Source organism: Alteromonas sp. MTD1, assembly GCF_042848195.1.
GTDB lineage: Bacteria > Pseudomonadota > Gammaproteobacteria > Enterobacterales > Alteromonadaceae > Alteromonas.
Genome location: NZ_BTGG01000004.1, coordinates 93,178 through 109,758, shown reverse-complemented (window position 1 = coordinate 109,758; position 16,581 = coordinate 93,178). Strand labels below are relative to the sequence as shown.

Genomic DNA, 16,581 nt, shown 5'->3' with positions numbered 1-16,581 from the left:
ACGAACGCGCCTTTTGGGTAATGAAAAAGGCGCGTTTTTTATGTGCGTTTTTTTATGTCATAGTTACAAGAAATTTATTTTTGGAAATATTTATGTTTTCGCGAAATAAAATCGATAACACTCAGGTCTTATCGAGTATGAAAGCAAAACACCAAAGATATGAGGCGCTTGTTAAGGCGTTTCACGCAGACATATACCGCTACGCTTACTGGTTAGTGAAAGACCAAAGTGTGGCTGAAGATATCGTGCAAGAAACGTTTCTACGAGCGTGGCGCTCGCTTGACGCATTGAATGATGAAAAAGCTGCAAAGTCTTGGCTTATCACTATTTTGCGTAGAGAGAACGCTCGGCGTTTTGAACGAAAGCAGTTTGATACCGTTGATATTGATGACGTGAGTATTCACGACGACACCCAACAGGCCGATGGTGATTTAAAAGACAGAGAATTGCAGCGGCTTTTAGGCGGTTTGAGTGTTGAGTACCGAGAGCCGTTAATACTTCAGCTTATTTTTGGTTTTAGCGGTGAAGAAATTGCCAACCAACTGGGGCTTAACAAAAACACGGTAATGACGCGCCTTTTTCGCGCGCGGAACCAGCTTAAAGAGACATTAGAGAAGCAAAATGAACAGAGAGGTCGTGTAAATGGATGATTTAGAATTTAGGCGTCGAATTTACGCCGATCCAGAAACGACTGACAGTGACGTTGTAGAAGCGGCGAAAGCTGATGACAATAAACGCCATTTCTGGAATGAACAAAAGCTGTTAGATAAACAGCTTAAGCAATCATTGAAAGTAGATGTGCCAGATGATTTAGCTAATAAACTGATTTGGCAACAATCGGCCGATGAATTTACACGCTACAAGCGAAGAAGTCGTTGGTATTTAGCTATGGCGGCATCGGTAGCGTTTACTGTAGGCATTGCGTTGACGATGTGGCATCACAAGCCACTTAGCATTGGCGGGCAAGCGCTAGCGCATATGCAATATGCAGATATGGAACAAGCGCATTCGCTGTTGCCGGTAGACTTGAATATGGTGAATGCCAAACTAGCTAGTTTTGGCGCAAGCTTTAATGAAATGCTAGACGGCGTTGAAGTAGCTAACTATTGCCATTTAAGTACAGTAAGAAGTCTTCACCTTATTGTTGATACACCACAAGGCAAAATGTCGGTATTTGTTGTACCTGAGCGTGGCGACGTTACAGTGCCTAGCGAGTTCGCAGACAAACAATATCGTGGTGAAAGCTTAAAGCTTCAACGTGCTAACGTGATGATTGTAGGCGATAAAGACGCAGACTTGAGCGAAATGAAAGAAGCCGTTGCAAAGCGTATTCAGTTTTCTGCTTAAAAAATGAAAGTCTAAACAACACATTGTGTGTACTAACACAATACATTTAACGTTTAAGTACATAAGCTTACGAGACTGTACTTCTTTATATTAAGATCGGCCTTCACGGCCGACTTTTTGTTTTAATATCTTCAACTAACATCATTCCCTAATTTTTTAAGTCTTTTCATATCCTCCTTCAAACGGGCTGATTTAAAACCAAAGCAAGGTTATACTGCTTCCAATATAAAACAAACGTTTCAATTACCGTCCAGTTTTAGACTTTCAATAAAAAGAGAATAATTATAGTGACGCACTGCTGCCGATTATTGAAGGCAATCCTATTTATTTGTTTACTGCCTTCAACATATGCTACTTCACAAGAGGCTGTAATAGGGAGCTCAAAAGAAACACAGAAACTCGCAGAATATTCAGCACTGTTGCACGCGGTTATCTACGATTGGAACTTCACTTCCGCCATTTCGAATGAAGACATCAAGAAACGTATTGAAGAAAGCGGGATTCAGCAAGATGAGTCGGAATTAAGTGTGGTTTTTCGTCATCTTATGGCATTGAGTACAGCTGAAGAGGAACAGTATTAGAAAGTGCCTGTTTTCGTAAAAATGCCGTTACTTGAGAAAACTGGGGCGCGTTAAAAGAATTATCAATAGAGACATATACTTACGCTCGAGCCTACGGTATATATCGAAGGGCTGAACAACTACAAAGGTACATAAAATAGAAGCCAGGTAACCATTCCTGCAATGCAACAATTAAAGCGCGAGATGCTAAAAACTGGCAACAAACATGCTGTTGCTACGGTGAGTATGTGGCTTGCAATGGAATATTCAGAATCTTCGTCGTTGTATTCAATCTATTAAATTAAGTATGCACTGCCGCACCTTCCAATTAGGTCGCCATCCAAGCTTCTTCAAACAGAGTTAGACAGAGTTACGGCTTATGTTTGGCTGATGAATAGCTACATTGAACTTAATATACCAAGTCGTGCTTTGGAATATGGAAAAGCGCTCAAAACGAAGCTTGGTACCATAGAAGCATGGAATTACGCTTATCCAATAACAGCAGCAAATTTAGTAGGTAAGCATGACTTAGCACTTAGCCTTATTGAAGATGCAAAAAAAGTTAACTCCAAAAAAGACCCAATTAAGCAGCTAGTCATTTATGCATTAGAACTCACAACATAGAACTACCTATCTGATTTCGAACCATCAAAAAGAATAAAAGAAATTATCACTGATAATAGAAACATTAAAGATAAACGAGGTTCCCATATTGATGGCAGAATATACAGACTATGCTTCTGCCGTACATCAAGCCTATTTTGGTTCAGATGATGAATTTGACGATGCAAAATCAGCTTATGAAAGCGCTGTATCAATGAAGATTGAAGAATTATCTTTTAAACGTGAAGCAGAACTGGGAGGCTGTTAACGCTTAAACACCTTATTAGAATTAGAAATACTGCGACAAAGAGAACTTGAACAGCTAAGAAAAGAACGACTAGGGCTATACAACAAGACAGAGAATTTGCGCTCCACAATTCAGGCACTACTCATAGTTATTCTTACACAACTGTCTTCATGGTTGTGGTTTTCTAGAAAGAAGACGAAGTGAATCATCTACTCCGCTTTATCGGGCAATGCCATTCGAAAAACTATTTTAGGTTGTCAAGCGCTGGATTTATACATAGTCAAAAGTACTAAGATAGTAATTAAAATATGTGTCTCATTTGCGATATAATACCCTCCTGAGTTATTAATGGACAAGTATCACTAATGCGTTGTATCAAATGGTATAGCTTTTTAGCTATATTATTTTTCGGCTGTTCCTTTCCAGCAAAAGCTGAACAAGGTGTATCAACTTCTGGAAACGATAAGCTATCTGTTTATAGCCATCTCGTCGCAACAGCCATTTATCATTGGAATTTTGCAAGTGATATATCTAATGACGATATTCTAAACCTTCTTGATCAATCTGGCCTACAAGAAGACGCGTCCAAGGAAGCTATCGTTTTTCGCCACTTACTAGCAACCTCTACAACAAACGACGTTGGTAGCGCAAAAATTCCGGTGTTCGTTAAAAGCCCTCTTCTCAAAGAGCATTGGCAACATTTAAAAGCGCAGTCTCCTAAACTATATGCTGCGGCAAAGGCTTATTACATCTTTAGTAAGAATGCGGTCAATTTTGAAGACTCTAGCATGAGAATAAAATACTCAGTTCCTGAGCTGTTAGATCTTAAAACTGAATTACTAAGCCTAGGGGATGAAGAAGCAACGGCCATCGCTAGTATATGGTTAGCAATGGAGCTCGGGGTAGCGAGTCCTATTCAAGCTATATCTGAGATTGAGTACGCTCTGCCATACCTACCTGAAAAGACGAGCCACAAAAAACTTGAAAATTATTTTACTAAATACGCGGCTCACGAATGGCTTAGAGTTGCTTATATAGAGCTTTCCGTACCTAGTAGAGCCTACCATCACTCTTTAGAATTGCTAAACAGTCCGGACAAAGCAATTAAAGCTTGGGCATATTTTTTCGCTATCGACGCGCTCATTTTGCAAAATAAATTTCAAGATGCCTTTCGTTTAATCGACAAAGCTCTTGAGTTTGTAGTTGACGTAAATTCACATCACAAAAAATTCCTAATAAAGGTACAACACCTTAGAGTTCTTGTGTTTAGTGGCGTCGAAACAAACCAACAAGAAATTTTAAAAATACAATCCGAAATAGAGGCCCTTAATCAAAAGGAGTTCATTACAAGGGCTGAGCTTCTAGTAACATATTATTATGCATTGAAGCATGCGTTGACCGGTGACGAAAACGCTTTTGGGTTGGCTGTAAAAAATTACAAGTTAGCTCTGCAAAAAGCTCAGGACAACTCTGCTTTTGAATCACAAATTGCATTAGTGGTTGAACTCGAACTCTCTCGCCTTTACGAAGTTTTTGGCGATAACAATTTGGCTTACCATCACCTTAAAAACTACAATGCTATTCTGGTTAAAAAGAACAGTGAGCAATTTAAAATAAGCGATGTCCCCTTTGCCAATAGTATTTTAAAAGACATTGAGCTAGCGAGATTTAGAAGAGAAGAGTTGAATGAACTTCGTGCTGAGCGCTTGGGCTTAACTAAAGATAACGAGCAGAAAACAAATACTATCTACCTGTTAATAGTAGTTATTGCCGCTATATTGCTCATATGGCGACGCATTGCTGGAAATCAAAAAGCGAAATCAAACAGTGCTAGATAGAATTAGCCAAATACTGCAAATAGCGTTTTAAACAACTCTACTAATTACGACAGGCCATTGAATTTCCACATTATGGATTTGCCAAACAAAATTTACACATTCCCATTCTTGTATTGATTGAGTTCTATGACAGCCGTAGAGACTCAAACGCTAAGGTGTTAGCATTAAAGAAAAAATCACAGGGAAATAATATGGCAACTGGCACGATTATCTCGTTAGGCTTGTACTTTGTAGTAATGTTGGGAATAGGCTTGTTCGCCTATCGTCAAACAGATACCAACGTTGAAGGTTATATGCTTGGCGGTCGCCAATTAGGGCCGGCGGTAACCGCTCTATCTGCAGGTGCTTCGGATATGAGTGGCTGGATGTTGATGGGGCTTCCTGGTGCTATGTACATTTCAGGTTTATCTGCGGGATGGATTGCCGTTGGTTTAGTGTTAGGTGCACTAGCCAACTATATTTTAGTGGCTCCAAGACTTCGTATTTTTACCGAAGTAGCAAATAACTCAATTACCCTACCCGATTATTTTGAAAACCGCTTTGCGGACAATTCTCGCTTACTTCGCGTCATCGCCTCCGTGGTTATTGTCGTTTTCTTCACGCTTTACACTTCTTCTGGCGTTGTTGCAGGCGGCAAACTATTCGAAACATCATTTGGGTTAAGCTACGAGACTGGCTTATACGTAACAGCGGGCGTTGTTGTTGCTTACACACTTGTAGGCGGATTTATGGCAGTAAGCATGACCGATTTTGTGCAAGGCTGCATAATGTTTGTTTCATTGGTGATGGTACCAGCAGTAGTCATTAGTGAACTAGGTGGAATTGGCGCCTCAATTGACGCCCTCGAAAACATAAACCCAGCGCTTTTTAACGCCTTCATGGACGCATCTACGAATGAAGCACTTACCGTAGTTGGCATTATATCCTTGATGTCTTGGGGCTTAGGTTACTTTGGTCAGCCGCATATTATCGTGCGCTTTATGGCTATTCGTTCAGTTAAAGATATTCCAACAGCAAGAAATATCGGTATGAGCTGGATGATTGTATCGATTATCGGCGCGTTAATGACGGGGTTATTTGGACTTGCCTATGTTACTGGCAACGGAAACCAAATCGATCCAGAAACTGTTTTTATTTATCTGTCTCAAATTCTCTTCCACCCGTTAATTGGGGGCTTTTTACTGGCAGCCATTCTAGCGGCCATCATGAGTACAATTTCTTCGCAGCTATTAGTGACCTCTAGCTCACTAACCAGCGACTTTTACCAAGCGTTTTTACGACGTGACGCATCAGACAGTGAACTTGTTATTGCCGGCCGCGTAAGCGTTATTGCAGTGGCGCTTGTAGCGATATTTTTGGCTTACGACAGAGACAGTAGCATTTTAACGCTGGTAAGCAATGCATGGGCAGGCTTTGGCGCTGCGTTTGGGCCACTTGTGTTGTTTAGTTTGTTCAAACGCGAAATGACTCGCCGTGCTGCACTTGGCGGTATGATCGTTGGTGCTGTTACCGTGCTTATTTGGATTTATCTCCCTGTTGAAATTGGTGGGCAGCGATTAAGTGCATGGATGTACGAAATTGTGCCCGGGTTTATCTTATCTAGCTTGACCATAATGGTATTGAGCAAGTCCGGCAGCCCTCGCGAAGGCGTTACCGAAACTTTTGATGCATTCCAAGCTCAACTCAATAAAAAATAAACTTTTTTAAGACGGTTAAAAAGGCTCCACATGCGTTGTATGAGGAGCCTTTTTTGTTTTCTAGCTCAGAAAAAATAGGGCTTATGCTTCAATTGTATGACAGTTTTATTTATTGAAATAAGTTAGCTATTTTAAATAGCAAAATCGCATACTACTTTTCAATGCAAGTATGCTATCGTCCTATGCAATAATATTACCCATCTATAACTTTTTTGCATATAACATAAAATTCGGACTTCAAAATGACTGCTAGTATCCCGTCTGTTACGCATCTGAAACAACTCGAAGCCGAGAGTATTCAGATTTTCCGTGAAGTAGCTGCTGAGTTTGAAAACCCAGTTATGCTTTATTCTGTAGGAAAAGACTCTTCTGTACTGCTTCACCTTGCCCGTAAAGCCTTCGCGCCTGGCAAAATTCCTTTCCCACTTTTACACGTAGACACCACGTGGAAGTTTGGTGAAATGATTAAATTCCGTGATGAACAAGCTAAGAAACACGGGTTCGATTTGCTCGTTCACATTAATGAAGAAGGTGTAGAAGCTGGTGTCGGCCCATTTACGCATGGTTCAGCAAAACACACTGACATCATGAAAACCCAAGCGCTTAAGCAAGCGTTGAACAAATATAAGTTCGATGCTGCGTTCGGTGGTGCTCGACGTGACGAAGAAAAGTCGCGTGCGAAAGAGCGTGTTTATTCATTCCGCGACAGCAACCATCGCTGGGACCCTAAAAACCAGCGTCCAGAGCTTTGGAATATCTATAACTCTCAGGTTAACAAAGGCGAAAGCATTCGTGTATTCCCAATGTCTAACTGGACTGAGCTAGATATCTGGCAATACATCTACCTAGAAAACATCGATATTCCACAACTTTACCTTTCTAAGCCTCGCCCTGTCGTTGAGCGCGACGGCATTCTTATTATGGTTGATGACGACCGTATGCCGCTTGAAGAAGGTGAAGTACCAGAGATGCGTTCTGTGCGTTTTCGTACCCTTGGCTGTTACCCACTTACCGGTGCGGTAGAGTCAGAAGCAGCAACCCTCCCTGAAGTTATTCAAGAAATGCTGCTTACCAAGACGTCTGAACGTCAAGGCCGAGTTATCGACCATGACAGCGCAGGCTCTATGGAGAAGAAGAAAATGGAAGGGTACTTCTAATGGCCACCGACAACGTTGTTTGGCATAAACACGAAGTAAACAAGACCACCCGCGCTGAAAAGCTTGGTCAAACACCACGTGTATTTTGGCTAACGGGTTTAAGCGGCTCTGGTAAGTCGACGTTGGCAAACTTGCTTGAGAAGAAACTTCACGAGCAAAACAAGCACACCTACCTTTTAGATGGCGACAATGTGCGTCACGGTTTGTGCGGCGACCTAGGTTTTAGCGATAAAGATCGCGTTGAGAATATTCGTCGCATTAGCGAAGTCGCTAAACTTTTTGTTGATGCTGGCACGATTGTGTTAACTGCATTTATTTCACCTTTTAAGGTTGACCGCGACTATTGCCGCAGCCTTTTAGGTGATGGTGAATTTGTTGAAGTGTTTGTTGATACACCTCTGGAAGTGTGCGAAAAGCGTGACCCGAAAGGGCTATACAAGAAAGCGCGCAGTGGTGAGATAAAAGACTTCACGGGTATTGATTCAGCGTATGAAGCGCCTGAAGCACCAGAAGTTCACTTAACCTATCAGGATGAACCCGCAGAGCAAACTGCTGAACGCCTTTATGCTTTGCTTCAAGAAAAGGGATTGGTGTAATGGCACAACCTTTAAATGCACTGACACAAAAAGTGCTAACTATCGCTAAAGAGGCTGGCGATAAGATAATGGCCATTTACGAGAAAGACTTCGCCATTTATGAAAAGCAGGATACCAGCCCGCTAACAGAAGCTGACCTTGCCGCACATAACGTGATTGTTAACGCCCTAGAAGCTGAATCTGACCTGCCGATTCTTTCTGAAGAGTCAGCAGATATTTCATGGGATGAACGCAAAACGTGGTCGTCATACTGGCTGGTAGACCCGCTAGACGGCACTAAAGAGTTTATTAAGAAAAACGGTGAGTTTACGGTAAATATTGCACTTATCGAAAACGGCAACCCGACCATGGGTGTGGTTTACGCACCAGCACTTAACAAAAGCTATGTAGGTATTGTTGGTGAAGGTGCATGGACCGAAGTGAATGGCGAATTTACGGCTATTTCTGCACGCAAGCACGATGGTGCAGAAGTGTGGAAAGTGGTAGGTAGTCGTTCTCACCAAAGCCCTGAAATTCAGAATTTATTGGCGCAGCTTGAAGGTGAAACCGAGCTTGTGGCGATGGGCAGCTCACTGAAGCTTTGCTTGGTGGCTGAGGGCGAAGCACATCTTTACCCTCGATTAGGCCCAACATCTGAATGGGATACAGGTGCAGCGCACGCAGTCGCACTAGCAGCTGGCGCAAACGTAACCGTACTTGACCCTGAAAGCCCATTAGATGACAACGCTGACGCTCTTACGTACAACCAAAAAGAGTCTGTGTTAAACCCCTTTTTCCTTGTGAGCGCATAACATGAACAATGAAAACGAATTATTGAGACAGGACATTCTGTCTTACCTAGAGCAACACGAAAAGAAAGACATGCTACGTTTCCTCACCTGCGGTAGCGTAGATGACGGTAAAAGTACCCTTATTGGTCGCTTGCTTCACGATTCAAAAATGATTTATGAAGATCAGCTTGCGGCAATTACCAAAGACAGTAAAAAAGTAGGTACTACAGGTGAGAAAGTTGACCTTGCGCTTCTCGTTGATGGCCTTCAATCAGAACGTGAACAAGGTATTACCATTGACGTAGCATATCGCTACTTCTCAACTGACAAGCGTAAATTCATTATCGCAGATACTCCAGGACACGAGCAGTACACCCGTAATATGGTAACGGGCGCGTCTACTTGCGACCTTGCGATTATCCTTGTTGATGCTCGTGGCGGTGTTAAGGTACAAACTAAACGTCACTCTTTTCTAGTGTCTCTACTAGGCATTAAGCACGTTATTGTTGCAATCAACAAAATGGACTTAATGGACTATTCAGAAGAGGTGTACAACCAAATTCAGCAAGACTATCTGAAATTTGCTGAGCAGCTTGATATTCCTGATATTCAGTTTGTACCTCTTTCAGCACTTGAAGGTGACAACGTAGTAGGTAAGAGCGAAAAAACGCCATGGTTTAACGGCGCACCACTAATGGAAATGTTGGAAAACATTGAAATTGGCGAAGATGACAACCTAGATGACTTCCGCTTCCCAGTGCAATACGTTAACCGCCCTAACCTAGATTTCCGTGGCTTTGCGGGTACTGTTGTATCAGGTCAAGTTGCACCGGGTGATGAAATCACTGCGCTTCCTTCTGGTAAGAAATCAAAAGTAAAGCAGATAGTTACCTTTGAAGGCGATCAAGAACGCGCTTATGTTCCACAAGCCGTTACGCTAACGCTAGAGGATGAAATTGATATCTCTCGTGGCGATATGATTGTTAAATCAGATAACTTGCCGTTGCTTAACACACAATTTAAAACCCACCTAGTGTGGATGTCTGAAGAGCCGCTAATGCCAAACAAGCAGTACTTGTTTAAATTCGCGACTAAGTCAACGCCTGGGGTTGTTGCTCATATTGATAACCAAATTGATGTGAACACATTAGAAGAAAAGGATGCTATGCACCTAAACCTTAACGAGATTGGTGTAGTAGATGTTAAGTTCACACAACCTGTAGCGTGCGACCCGTACAAGCGCAACCGCCCCACTGGTTCATTTATCGTTATCGATCGTCTTACTAACGGTACTGTTGGTGCAGGCATGATCATCGACGAAATCGCAGGTGACGCTAAGCATGCATCACCTAATTTCTCTGAGTTCGAGCTAGAATTTAATGCGCTAGTACGCAAGCACTTCCCGCATTGGAACTCTGTGGACATCAGTAAACTATAAGCAGGACTGGAGCATTATGGATGTGACCCAGTTTATCGTACTGGCAATTTTTGCCAGTACGATTTTAGCGCTGATTTTTACTAATCAGCGCCCCTCTACTGTATTTTCAGGTACAGTGTTGGCACTACTGGTTACTCAGCAGTTATCGCTTGATGACATATTGCTAAATTTAACAAACAAGGGCCTTATAACCCTTGTTTTGTTGCTTTTGGTAAGTAGTGCAATTGATAAAACAGCGTTGATAAAACGTCTAGGTCGAAAGCTGGTAAGTGCTAACTTTACGCAGTCATACTGGCGCTTATTTTCATTAACGTTTTTGTCATCGGCACTGTTGAATAATACCGCAATAGTGGCAAGTCTTATTGGCCCGATAAAACAAAACCAATATCACCCCGCCTCACGGTTATTAATTCCTTTATCCTATGCGGCGATATTAGGGGGTACCGTTACCCTTATTGGCACGTCTACCAATTTAATTGTAGATAGCTTTTTGCAAGAACACGGGCACCCGGGTTTTAACTTTTTCGACTTCACGCTATATGGCGCTATAGCCGGATTAAGCTGTGGCCTATTAATGTTCTTTATGCTTCCATGGTTGCCCCAAATTGGCAATAAGAGCAACAACTATCAAGAATATATGGTTGAGGCTGAGGTTGAAGCTGGTTCGGAACTCATCGGTAAAAGCGTTGAGCAAAACCATTTGCGTAATTTGCCCGAACTGTTTTTAGTAGAAGTAGTTCGCAACGGCAAACTTATCTCGCCTGTTGGCCCTGACCTTGTAATTTTGGAGAACGACAAGCTTATCTTTTCGGGTAACGTACAAAAGCTTGAGAACTTAAGTCATATTAAAGGCTTGAGCATGTTTGCAGAAACCGACGGAGTGTTGCGTGAAAGCTTAACTGAAGTTGTTGTGGCTAACCGAGCACAAGTTATCGGGCAAACTATCAAAAAACTAGGGTTTAGAGCGCTATTCGACGCTGCTGTAGTCGCTATTCGACGCGATGGTGAACAGCTCTCAGGTAAATTGGGCGAGATAAAACTGCAAGCCGGTGATTTTTTGTTACTTGCTACAGGGCCAGATTTTGCAACACGTCAGAATTTAAATAAGAACTTTTTTATCTTATCAGAGCAAAAAATTGCTCGCCCGCTTACCAACAAGCAGGAGTGGATAACGCTTGGTGGCTTTTTAACTACAGTATTGCTGGCCGCAGCTAATGTGATTTCACTAGCCATTGGGCTGTTATTTTTAGCTGCAGTGTTAACCGGTGTAAAAGTAGCTTCAAGCGGTGAGATGAAGCGCAACTTACCGTTAAATTTAATTGTGGTGATTGTTGGTGCGTTGAGCTTAGCAACGGCACTTGAGACTTCCGGGGTAATTGCGTTAACGACCAATACGCTAATGCCATTTTTAGCAGGTGCTGACTGGTTTGTGGCGCTTGTGGTCATTTATTTACTTACTTTAATATTAACCGAGTTTGTAACCAATAACGCCGCGGCCGCGCTTATGTTCCCGTTTGCATATGGTTTAGTGCAAATACTTGGTGCTCCGCTTATGCCGTTTGCATTGGCTGTTGCATTTGCCGCTAGCGCAAGCTTTATATCGCCATTTGGCTACCAAACCAATCTGCTAGTTTATAACGCAGCGAACTACCGATATTCTCACTTTATAAAAATGGGTTTACCTATTTCTGTGGTTTACAGCACTATTGTGCTTACCCTTTTAAATATTACCTACCTATAACTGAAAGAGGTCCTTAAAAAAGGGCCTCTTTTGTTTCAGAACAGAGTTAACTGCCCTCATTCGAAATAGTTTTTTACAAAAAAAATCACCGCACACCAATAAACTCTGTACTTAAAATTTGCTGCTCAGTACTCTATTAGTAGTTAAGTAAAAAATATAAAAATCAATTTTAGGAGCAGCGGATGCACGAGGTATCAAATCCTTTTCAAGCTTGTAATGATATTTTCTTCAAGCCCAATGGTGTTTTTAAAGCCGTAGGTGAAAACAACAACTGGAGCTGGATGCCCTTCATCCTCGTCATGGGTATTTCTATGGCGATGCAGTACCTCTATGTGAACTTTGTTGATATAGAATGGTTTGCGAATTTAAACATTGCTGCACAAGGTGATATGAGCCCAGCAGAAGAAGACCAAATGCGAGCTTTCTTTACTCGCGAGAGCCTAATGTGGACGCAGCTGATTGGAGCTTTCTTTGCTATTACGGTGATAAACGCTATTTACGCTGTTTACGTAAATTTAGCCACTCGCTCTGACGATAGCCATGTATTTGGCTTTACTGATTGGTATGGTTTCTCTTGGTGGTTGTCTATGCCGTATGTTATTACAGGCTTGATAGGAGTGGTTTTACTGGTGTTAAGCGACAACCATCAAGTATCTCCAGTTATCATGGCCCCCACATCACTAAGCTACCTTTTAAGTATCCCCATGAATTCCGATTGGTTTGCTTTTGGTCAGGCCATTCGCTTAGAGCTTTTCTGGGGCATCTACCTCGCGACAGTGGGTATTTCACAGTGGACTTCGTTCGACCGTAAAAAAGCCGCTATCATCGCGACCGCACCTTATGCGATTTTGTATAGTATTTGGTTAGTATTTATCGCCGTATTCTAAGAGCAATTTGAGCGTAGAAAATAGCTTAAAATATAGGTTCCAAAACTACTTGAACGAAAAAGGCCTTGTTTAAACCAAGGCCTTTTTTATTCCTGTGGCCCGACACTGAGTCTACTTCAATAAAACCGCACTTCAGAGCGGCAATTGAATTGTAGGTTTAGCATTCACCCTAATCGGTCTGAAATAATCTTTATTTGCGTAAAAAGCAGGTGTCTGGTCATTGTGCCAGCCCGGTACGCCAAGAAGCGGAAGCGGCTTTAATAATGGCGCACTGTTAAAATCATTTAGCTCATTCAGGCGCGCTAGCATAGCCTCATCTAACACTTGTCGCTGTTCCCACTTATCTAATTCACTAAACCCTTGTGCAACAGGTACTGCAAGCCATTTTCCAGTAAGTCCAATAAAAGGGCTTAACATCATTTCTAAGTTAGCGTGCCCAAAAATAAACGGCGTCACTTGATTGTGCCAAACGCTTCGACTTTGAATGAACACATCGTGCCATTGATGGTTTGCCAAGGCGTTTAACCATTGCGTAACATCGACTGCGTTTAGTTTATTATCGATGTAAGTAGCACTTTGCTTTTGGTTCTTTTGATCGTTTTTAAACGAGGGGGCTGGTATTTCAACCGCCAGTACAATACCGCATTCGTCAAAGTGGGTAATACGATTACGCCTTTCTGTCCTCGGGTTCGCACCATAGCTAACAATATCTTTAACGTGCAGTGTATTTAAGTATTTCTTCGTTTTCGGGAACTGTAACCACACCAACGCATTAAATAGGTCGTGCCAGCTCTCTTCTCGCGTGGGTACCGTATTATCCTCGTTAATAATAGTTTCGTAATAGCGATCTTCGTCTGCATCAAATGTTCCCTGATCTTTAAAAACAGGGGCGCTCCACTTGTCATAAAAACGCTGCGCTAGCGCATTTAACATGCAGCTATCTGGAAAGACGTTACTGTCTAACAGCCCTACTTCATCTAATAACTCGATAACTGGCTTACTTGCGGACGCTTTCAAATAACGTGTACAGAACGGAATATGTGCAGATTGCATAACAACTATTGGTTCACCAAACGGATTTCACTATACTGAGCGCGTATTGTAGAGCAAACAGAGACCAACAATGAAAAAAATGTTTTTGCCAATGCTTGTACCTGCGCTTCTAGGCGTAAGTGCTTGCACACCATCTAACGACACCACAACCTCAAATGACGACTCAGCCAAATCTATGGCCACGGCATCAAACTTTGATGACGTATACAACAGCATTTCGGATGCCGATATTCGCGAGCCGCTAAAAGTTCTTGCTTCTGATGAATTTGAAGGTCGCTTGCCTACCACTGAAGGCGAGAAGAAAACGATCGATTTTCTTGTAAGCGAGTTTAAAAAAGCGGGGCTTAAGCCTGGCAATGGAGATAGCTTTTTACAAAAAGTGGAGTTGATGGAAATTACTGCTGACGCAGATATGACCATGACAATTGGTGACAACACCTTCGCTTATAAAAAAGACATGGTAGCTTCATCGAAACGTGAGCAAAATACGGTTTCACTGGAAAACTCCGAACTAGTATTCGTAGGCTATGGCGTAAATGCTCCAGAGTACAACTGGAACGATTACGAGGGCCTTGATGTTGAGGGGAAAACTGTTGTAATGCTGATTAACGACCCTGGCTTTGAGAACCCAAAAGGCGGTAAGTTTCAAGGCACCACTATGACTTACTATGGTCGTTGGAGCTATAAGTATGAAGAAGCAAGCCGTCAGGGTGCTGCCGGCGCTATCATTGTTCACGAAACTGCACCAGCATCTTACGGCTGGTCTGTTGTGGCAAATAGCTGGAGCGGCCCTCAGTACGGTTTGGTTAGCAAAGACAAAGGTGCAAGTCGTGTAGCTGTTGAGGGATGGCTTACATTAGATGCGGCCAAAAAAGTGTTTAGTGATGCAGGCCTGAACTTTGATGAAGAAAAAGCCAATGCAATGAAAGGTCCTTACAATAAAGCAATGGATATTGCGGCATCGGTAACAGTTAAAAACACGTTTAAAAAGTCTGAAAGCAATAACGTAATAGCAACACTTGAAGGGTCAGAAATGCCTGACGAGCACGTTATCTACACTGCACACTGGGACCACCTTGGTAAAGATGAAAGCAAAGAAGGCGATCAAATTTACAATGGTGCTCACGACAATGCCACTGGTACAGCTGCTATCCTTGCGATGGCAAAGGCGTATGGAGAGCTTACACCTGCTCCTAAGCGCTCAGTATCTTTCCTTGTGGTAACTGCTGAAGAGCAAGGCCTTCTTGGCAGCAAATACTATGCTAGCAACCCAGTAATTCCTATTGAAAACACGGTTGCCAATATCAATATGGACGCAATGAATGTATTGGGTAAAACAAAGAATGTTGCTGTAGTAGGCATGGGTAAATCGGAAATGGAAGATTACCTGAAAAGTGCAGCATCAAAACAAGGCCGTACGCTTACACAAGAAGACAGACCTGAAGCAGGCTACTACTATCGTTCTGACCACTTCAGCTTTGCAAAGCAAGGCGTGCCTGCGCTATATGCTGAAGGTGGCAATGAGCCCGCAGACGACGAAACTGCTAAGTATCGTAAGCGTATGAACGTTATCGTAACAGGTTGTTATCATCAGGTGTGCGACGAGTATCGCGAAGATTGGGACTTGAGCGGTATCGTTCAAGACACGCAAATGTTGTTTGATGTTGGCGTTAATGTATCAAACGCAGAAGCTTGGCCAAAATGGAATGAGACCAGTGAGTTCCAGCGTGCTTACTAGAATGTATAGCTAAAATCTCAAATAAAAAAAGCCCCATTACGGGGCTTTTTTAGCGCTATTTAAAGTGTATTTACATTAAAATAGCTTTTAATTCCTCTGCGCCAAATGTCGCAATTTCAAACGCAATTAGAATAATAATTATCCATTCAAGAAATGATGAATGCTTATGGTTTAAATCATCTGCCAACATCTCGAAAAGCTCATGAATGACGTCTAATTTGTTCGACAAAACTTCAACTCGCGGTCTTATATCAAGATAGCGTGACGTTAACGTGTAGGCGTACTCATATTCAGGATATTCCCAGAAAAATTCCGGTGTATCTAGTAACCCATAATGCAGAAAAATATCGCTTTTGGTGCTAAATAAGTGACCGCGAATTTTCGCAAGCGCTGTTCGCCCCAACTTTATTTTGCCCGTTTCAGCAAGCGCGTTTGGCAAATAACCGTATTGAGTTATAGTGTCTTGCGCCTTTTCTTCATACTGATTTAACTTTATCGACTGTGCCAAACCATGACTAATAGATAGCCGTAGTAGTTCATCACGGTTAGGCAGGGCAATGAGGTCCCGTTGAAGTTTCAAGGTTTCACCGTCAAAAGCAAAGCGAAGGTGCTCTTGATGCTGCCCTGTTAATACATCTTCATTCACTTGAAGTCTGTTAAGTAACGCTAGCTTTTCGTCCTCATCAACGCCCCAGAAAACGATTACGCCGTACTCAAATAGCCAAGCCTCACCCCCAAACACATCAATTTGTACTGCATCGCGGAAACGCGAACCTAAACTTGCCATTAAGTCTTGTGAAATAGCGAAATCGGGAATAATAAAAGCCGACACGCGGTCGTTAGAGAATTGCATACCTATAACCATATAGATTAAAAATCGGCGCGATTATGCGCCTAATTCATGCACTA

Annotated in this window: 16 protein-coding genes; 14 read left to right on the top strand and 2 right to left on the bottom strand. The window is 42.3% G+C overall.

Annotated features, from left to right (window positions below):
- Nucleotides 1-92 precede the first annotated feature (92 nt).
- From ACGHAV_RS06580 to ACGHAV_RS06520, 13 genes are all read left to right on the top strand, one after another.
- Nucleotides 93-650, top strand: coding sequence for a sigma-70 family RNA polymerase sigma factor (locus ACGHAV_RS06580; protein WP_390378089.1), 558 nt, complete (start codon nucleotides 93-95; stop codon nucleotides 648-650).
- Complete coding sequence (locus tag ACGHAV_RS06575; protein ID WP_390378086.1) at nucleotides 643-1,347, top strand: DUF3379 family protein; 705 nt, start codon at nucleotides 643-645, stop codon at nucleotides 1,345-1,347. The genes ACGHAV_RS06580 and ACGHAV_RS06575 overlap by 8 nt, the downstream gene beginning before the upstream one ends.
- A 287-nt stretch (nucleotides 1,348-1,634) precedes the next feature.
- On the top strand, nucleotides 1,635-1,928 hold the full coding sequence (locus tag ACGHAV_RS06570; protein ID WP_390378083.1) for a hypothetical protein: 294 nt from the start codon (nucleotides 1,635-1,637) through the stop codon (nucleotides 1,926-1,928).
- Between the two features lie 369 nt (nucleotides 1,929-2,297).
- Entirely contained in the window at nucleotides 2,298-2,531 is a 234-nt protein-coding gene (locus tag ACGHAV_RS06565; protein ID WP_390378080.1) for a hypothetical protein, read from the top strand.
- Nucleotides 2,532-2,622: 91 nt separating this feature from the next.
- Nucleotides 2,623-2,778 carry a hypothetical protein gene (locus ACGHAV_RS06560; RefSeq protein WP_390378077.1) on the top strand — a complete coding sequence of 52 codons (156 nt, stop codon included), beginning with the start codon at nucleotides 2,623-2,625 and terminating at the stop codon, nucleotides 2,776-2,778.
- A gap of 344 nt (nucleotides 2,779-3,122) precedes the next feature.
- Nucleotides 3,123-4,595 (top strand): GGDEF domain-containing protein, encoded by a 1,473-nt coding sequence (locus tag ACGHAV_RS06555; protein ID WP_390378075.1) that lies wholly within the window; start codon nucleotides 3,123-3,125, stop codon nucleotides 4,593-4,595.
- Between the two features lie 191 nt (nucleotides 4,596-4,786).
- Nucleotides 4,787-6,292 carry a sodium/proline symporter PutP gene (gene putP / locus ACGHAV_RS06550; protein WP_390378072.1) on the top strand — a complete coding sequence of 502 codons (1,506 nt, stop codon included), beginning with the start codon at nucleotides 4,787-4,789 and terminating at the stop codon, nucleotides 6,290-6,292.
- Between the two features lie 242 nt (nucleotides 6,293-6,534).
- Nucleotides 6,535-7,449, top strand: a complete 915-nt coding sequence (cysD, locus tag ACGHAV_RS06545) for a sulfate adenylyltransferase subunit CysD (RefSeq protein WP_390378069.1) — start codon at nucleotides 6,535-6,537, stop codon at nucleotides 7,447-7,449.
- Nucleotides 7,449-8,045 (top strand): adenylyl-sulfate kinase, encoded by a 597-nt coding sequence (cysC, locus tag ACGHAV_RS06540; RefSeq protein ID WP_334012995.1) that lies wholly within the window; start codon nucleotides 7,449-7,451, stop codon nucleotides 8,043-8,045. The genes cysD and cysC overlap by 1 nt, the downstream gene beginning before the upstream one ends.
- The gene (gene cysQ / locus ACGHAV_RS06535) at nucleotides 8,045-8,836 is read left to right on the top strand and encodes a 3'(2'),5'-bisphosphate nucleotidase CysQ (protein ID WP_390378066.1); all 792 of its coding nucleotides are present in this window, start codon (nucleotides 8,045-8,047) and stop codon (nucleotides 8,834-8,836) included. The genes cysC and cysQ overlap by 1 nt, the downstream gene beginning before the upstream one ends.
- Before the next feature lies 1 nt (nucleotide 8,837).
- A complete protein-coding gene (cysN, locus tag ACGHAV_RS06530) occupies nucleotides 8,838-10,253 on the top strand; it encodes a sulfate adenylyltransferase subunit CysN (RefSeq protein ID WP_390378063.1) in 1,416 nt (471 codons plus the stop codon).
- 16 nt (nucleotides 10,254-10,269) lie between these two features.
- Nucleotides 10,270-11,994, top strand: a complete 1,725-nt coding sequence (locus tag ACGHAV_RS06525; RefSeq protein WP_390378060.1) for an SLC13 family permease — start codon at nucleotides 10,270-10,272, stop codon at nucleotides 11,992-11,994.
- Nucleotides 11,995-12,176: 182 nt separating this feature from the next.
- Entirely contained in the window at nucleotides 12,177-12,881 is a 705-nt protein-coding gene (locus ACGHAV_RS06520) for a YIP1 family protein (RefSeq protein ID WP_390378057.1), read from the top strand.
- Nucleotides 12,882-13,013: 132 nt separating this feature from the next.
- On the opposite strand, the gene ACGHAV_RS06515 is transcribed toward ACGHAV_RS06520, so the two are convergent.
- A complete protein-coding gene (locus ACGHAV_RS06515) occupies nucleotides 13,014-13,934 on the bottom strand; it encodes a DUF3025 domain-containing protein (RefSeq protein WP_390378054.1) in 921 nt (306 codons plus the stop codon).
- A 70-nt stretch (nucleotides 13,935-14,004) separates the two neighbouring features.
- Between ACGHAV_RS06515 and ACGHAV_RS06510 the strand changes: the two genes are divergently transcribed.
- On the top strand, nucleotides 14,005-15,672 hold the full coding sequence (locus ACGHAV_RS06510; RefSeq protein ID WP_390378051.1) for a M28 family metallopeptidase: 1,668 nt from the start codon (nucleotides 14,005-14,007) through the stop codon (nucleotides 15,670-15,672).
- Nucleotides 15,673-15,742: 70 nt separating this feature from the next.
- Here the strand turns inward: ACGHAV_RS06510 and ACGHAV_RS06505 are convergent, their stop codons facing one another.
- On the bottom strand, nucleotides 15,743-16,525 hold the full coding sequence (locus tag ACGHAV_RS06505; protein ID WP_390378048.1) for an RMD1 family protein: 783 nt from the start codon (nucleotides 16,523-16,525) through the stop codon (nucleotides 15,743-15,745).
- Nucleotides 16,526-16,581: the final 56 nt, after the last annotated feature.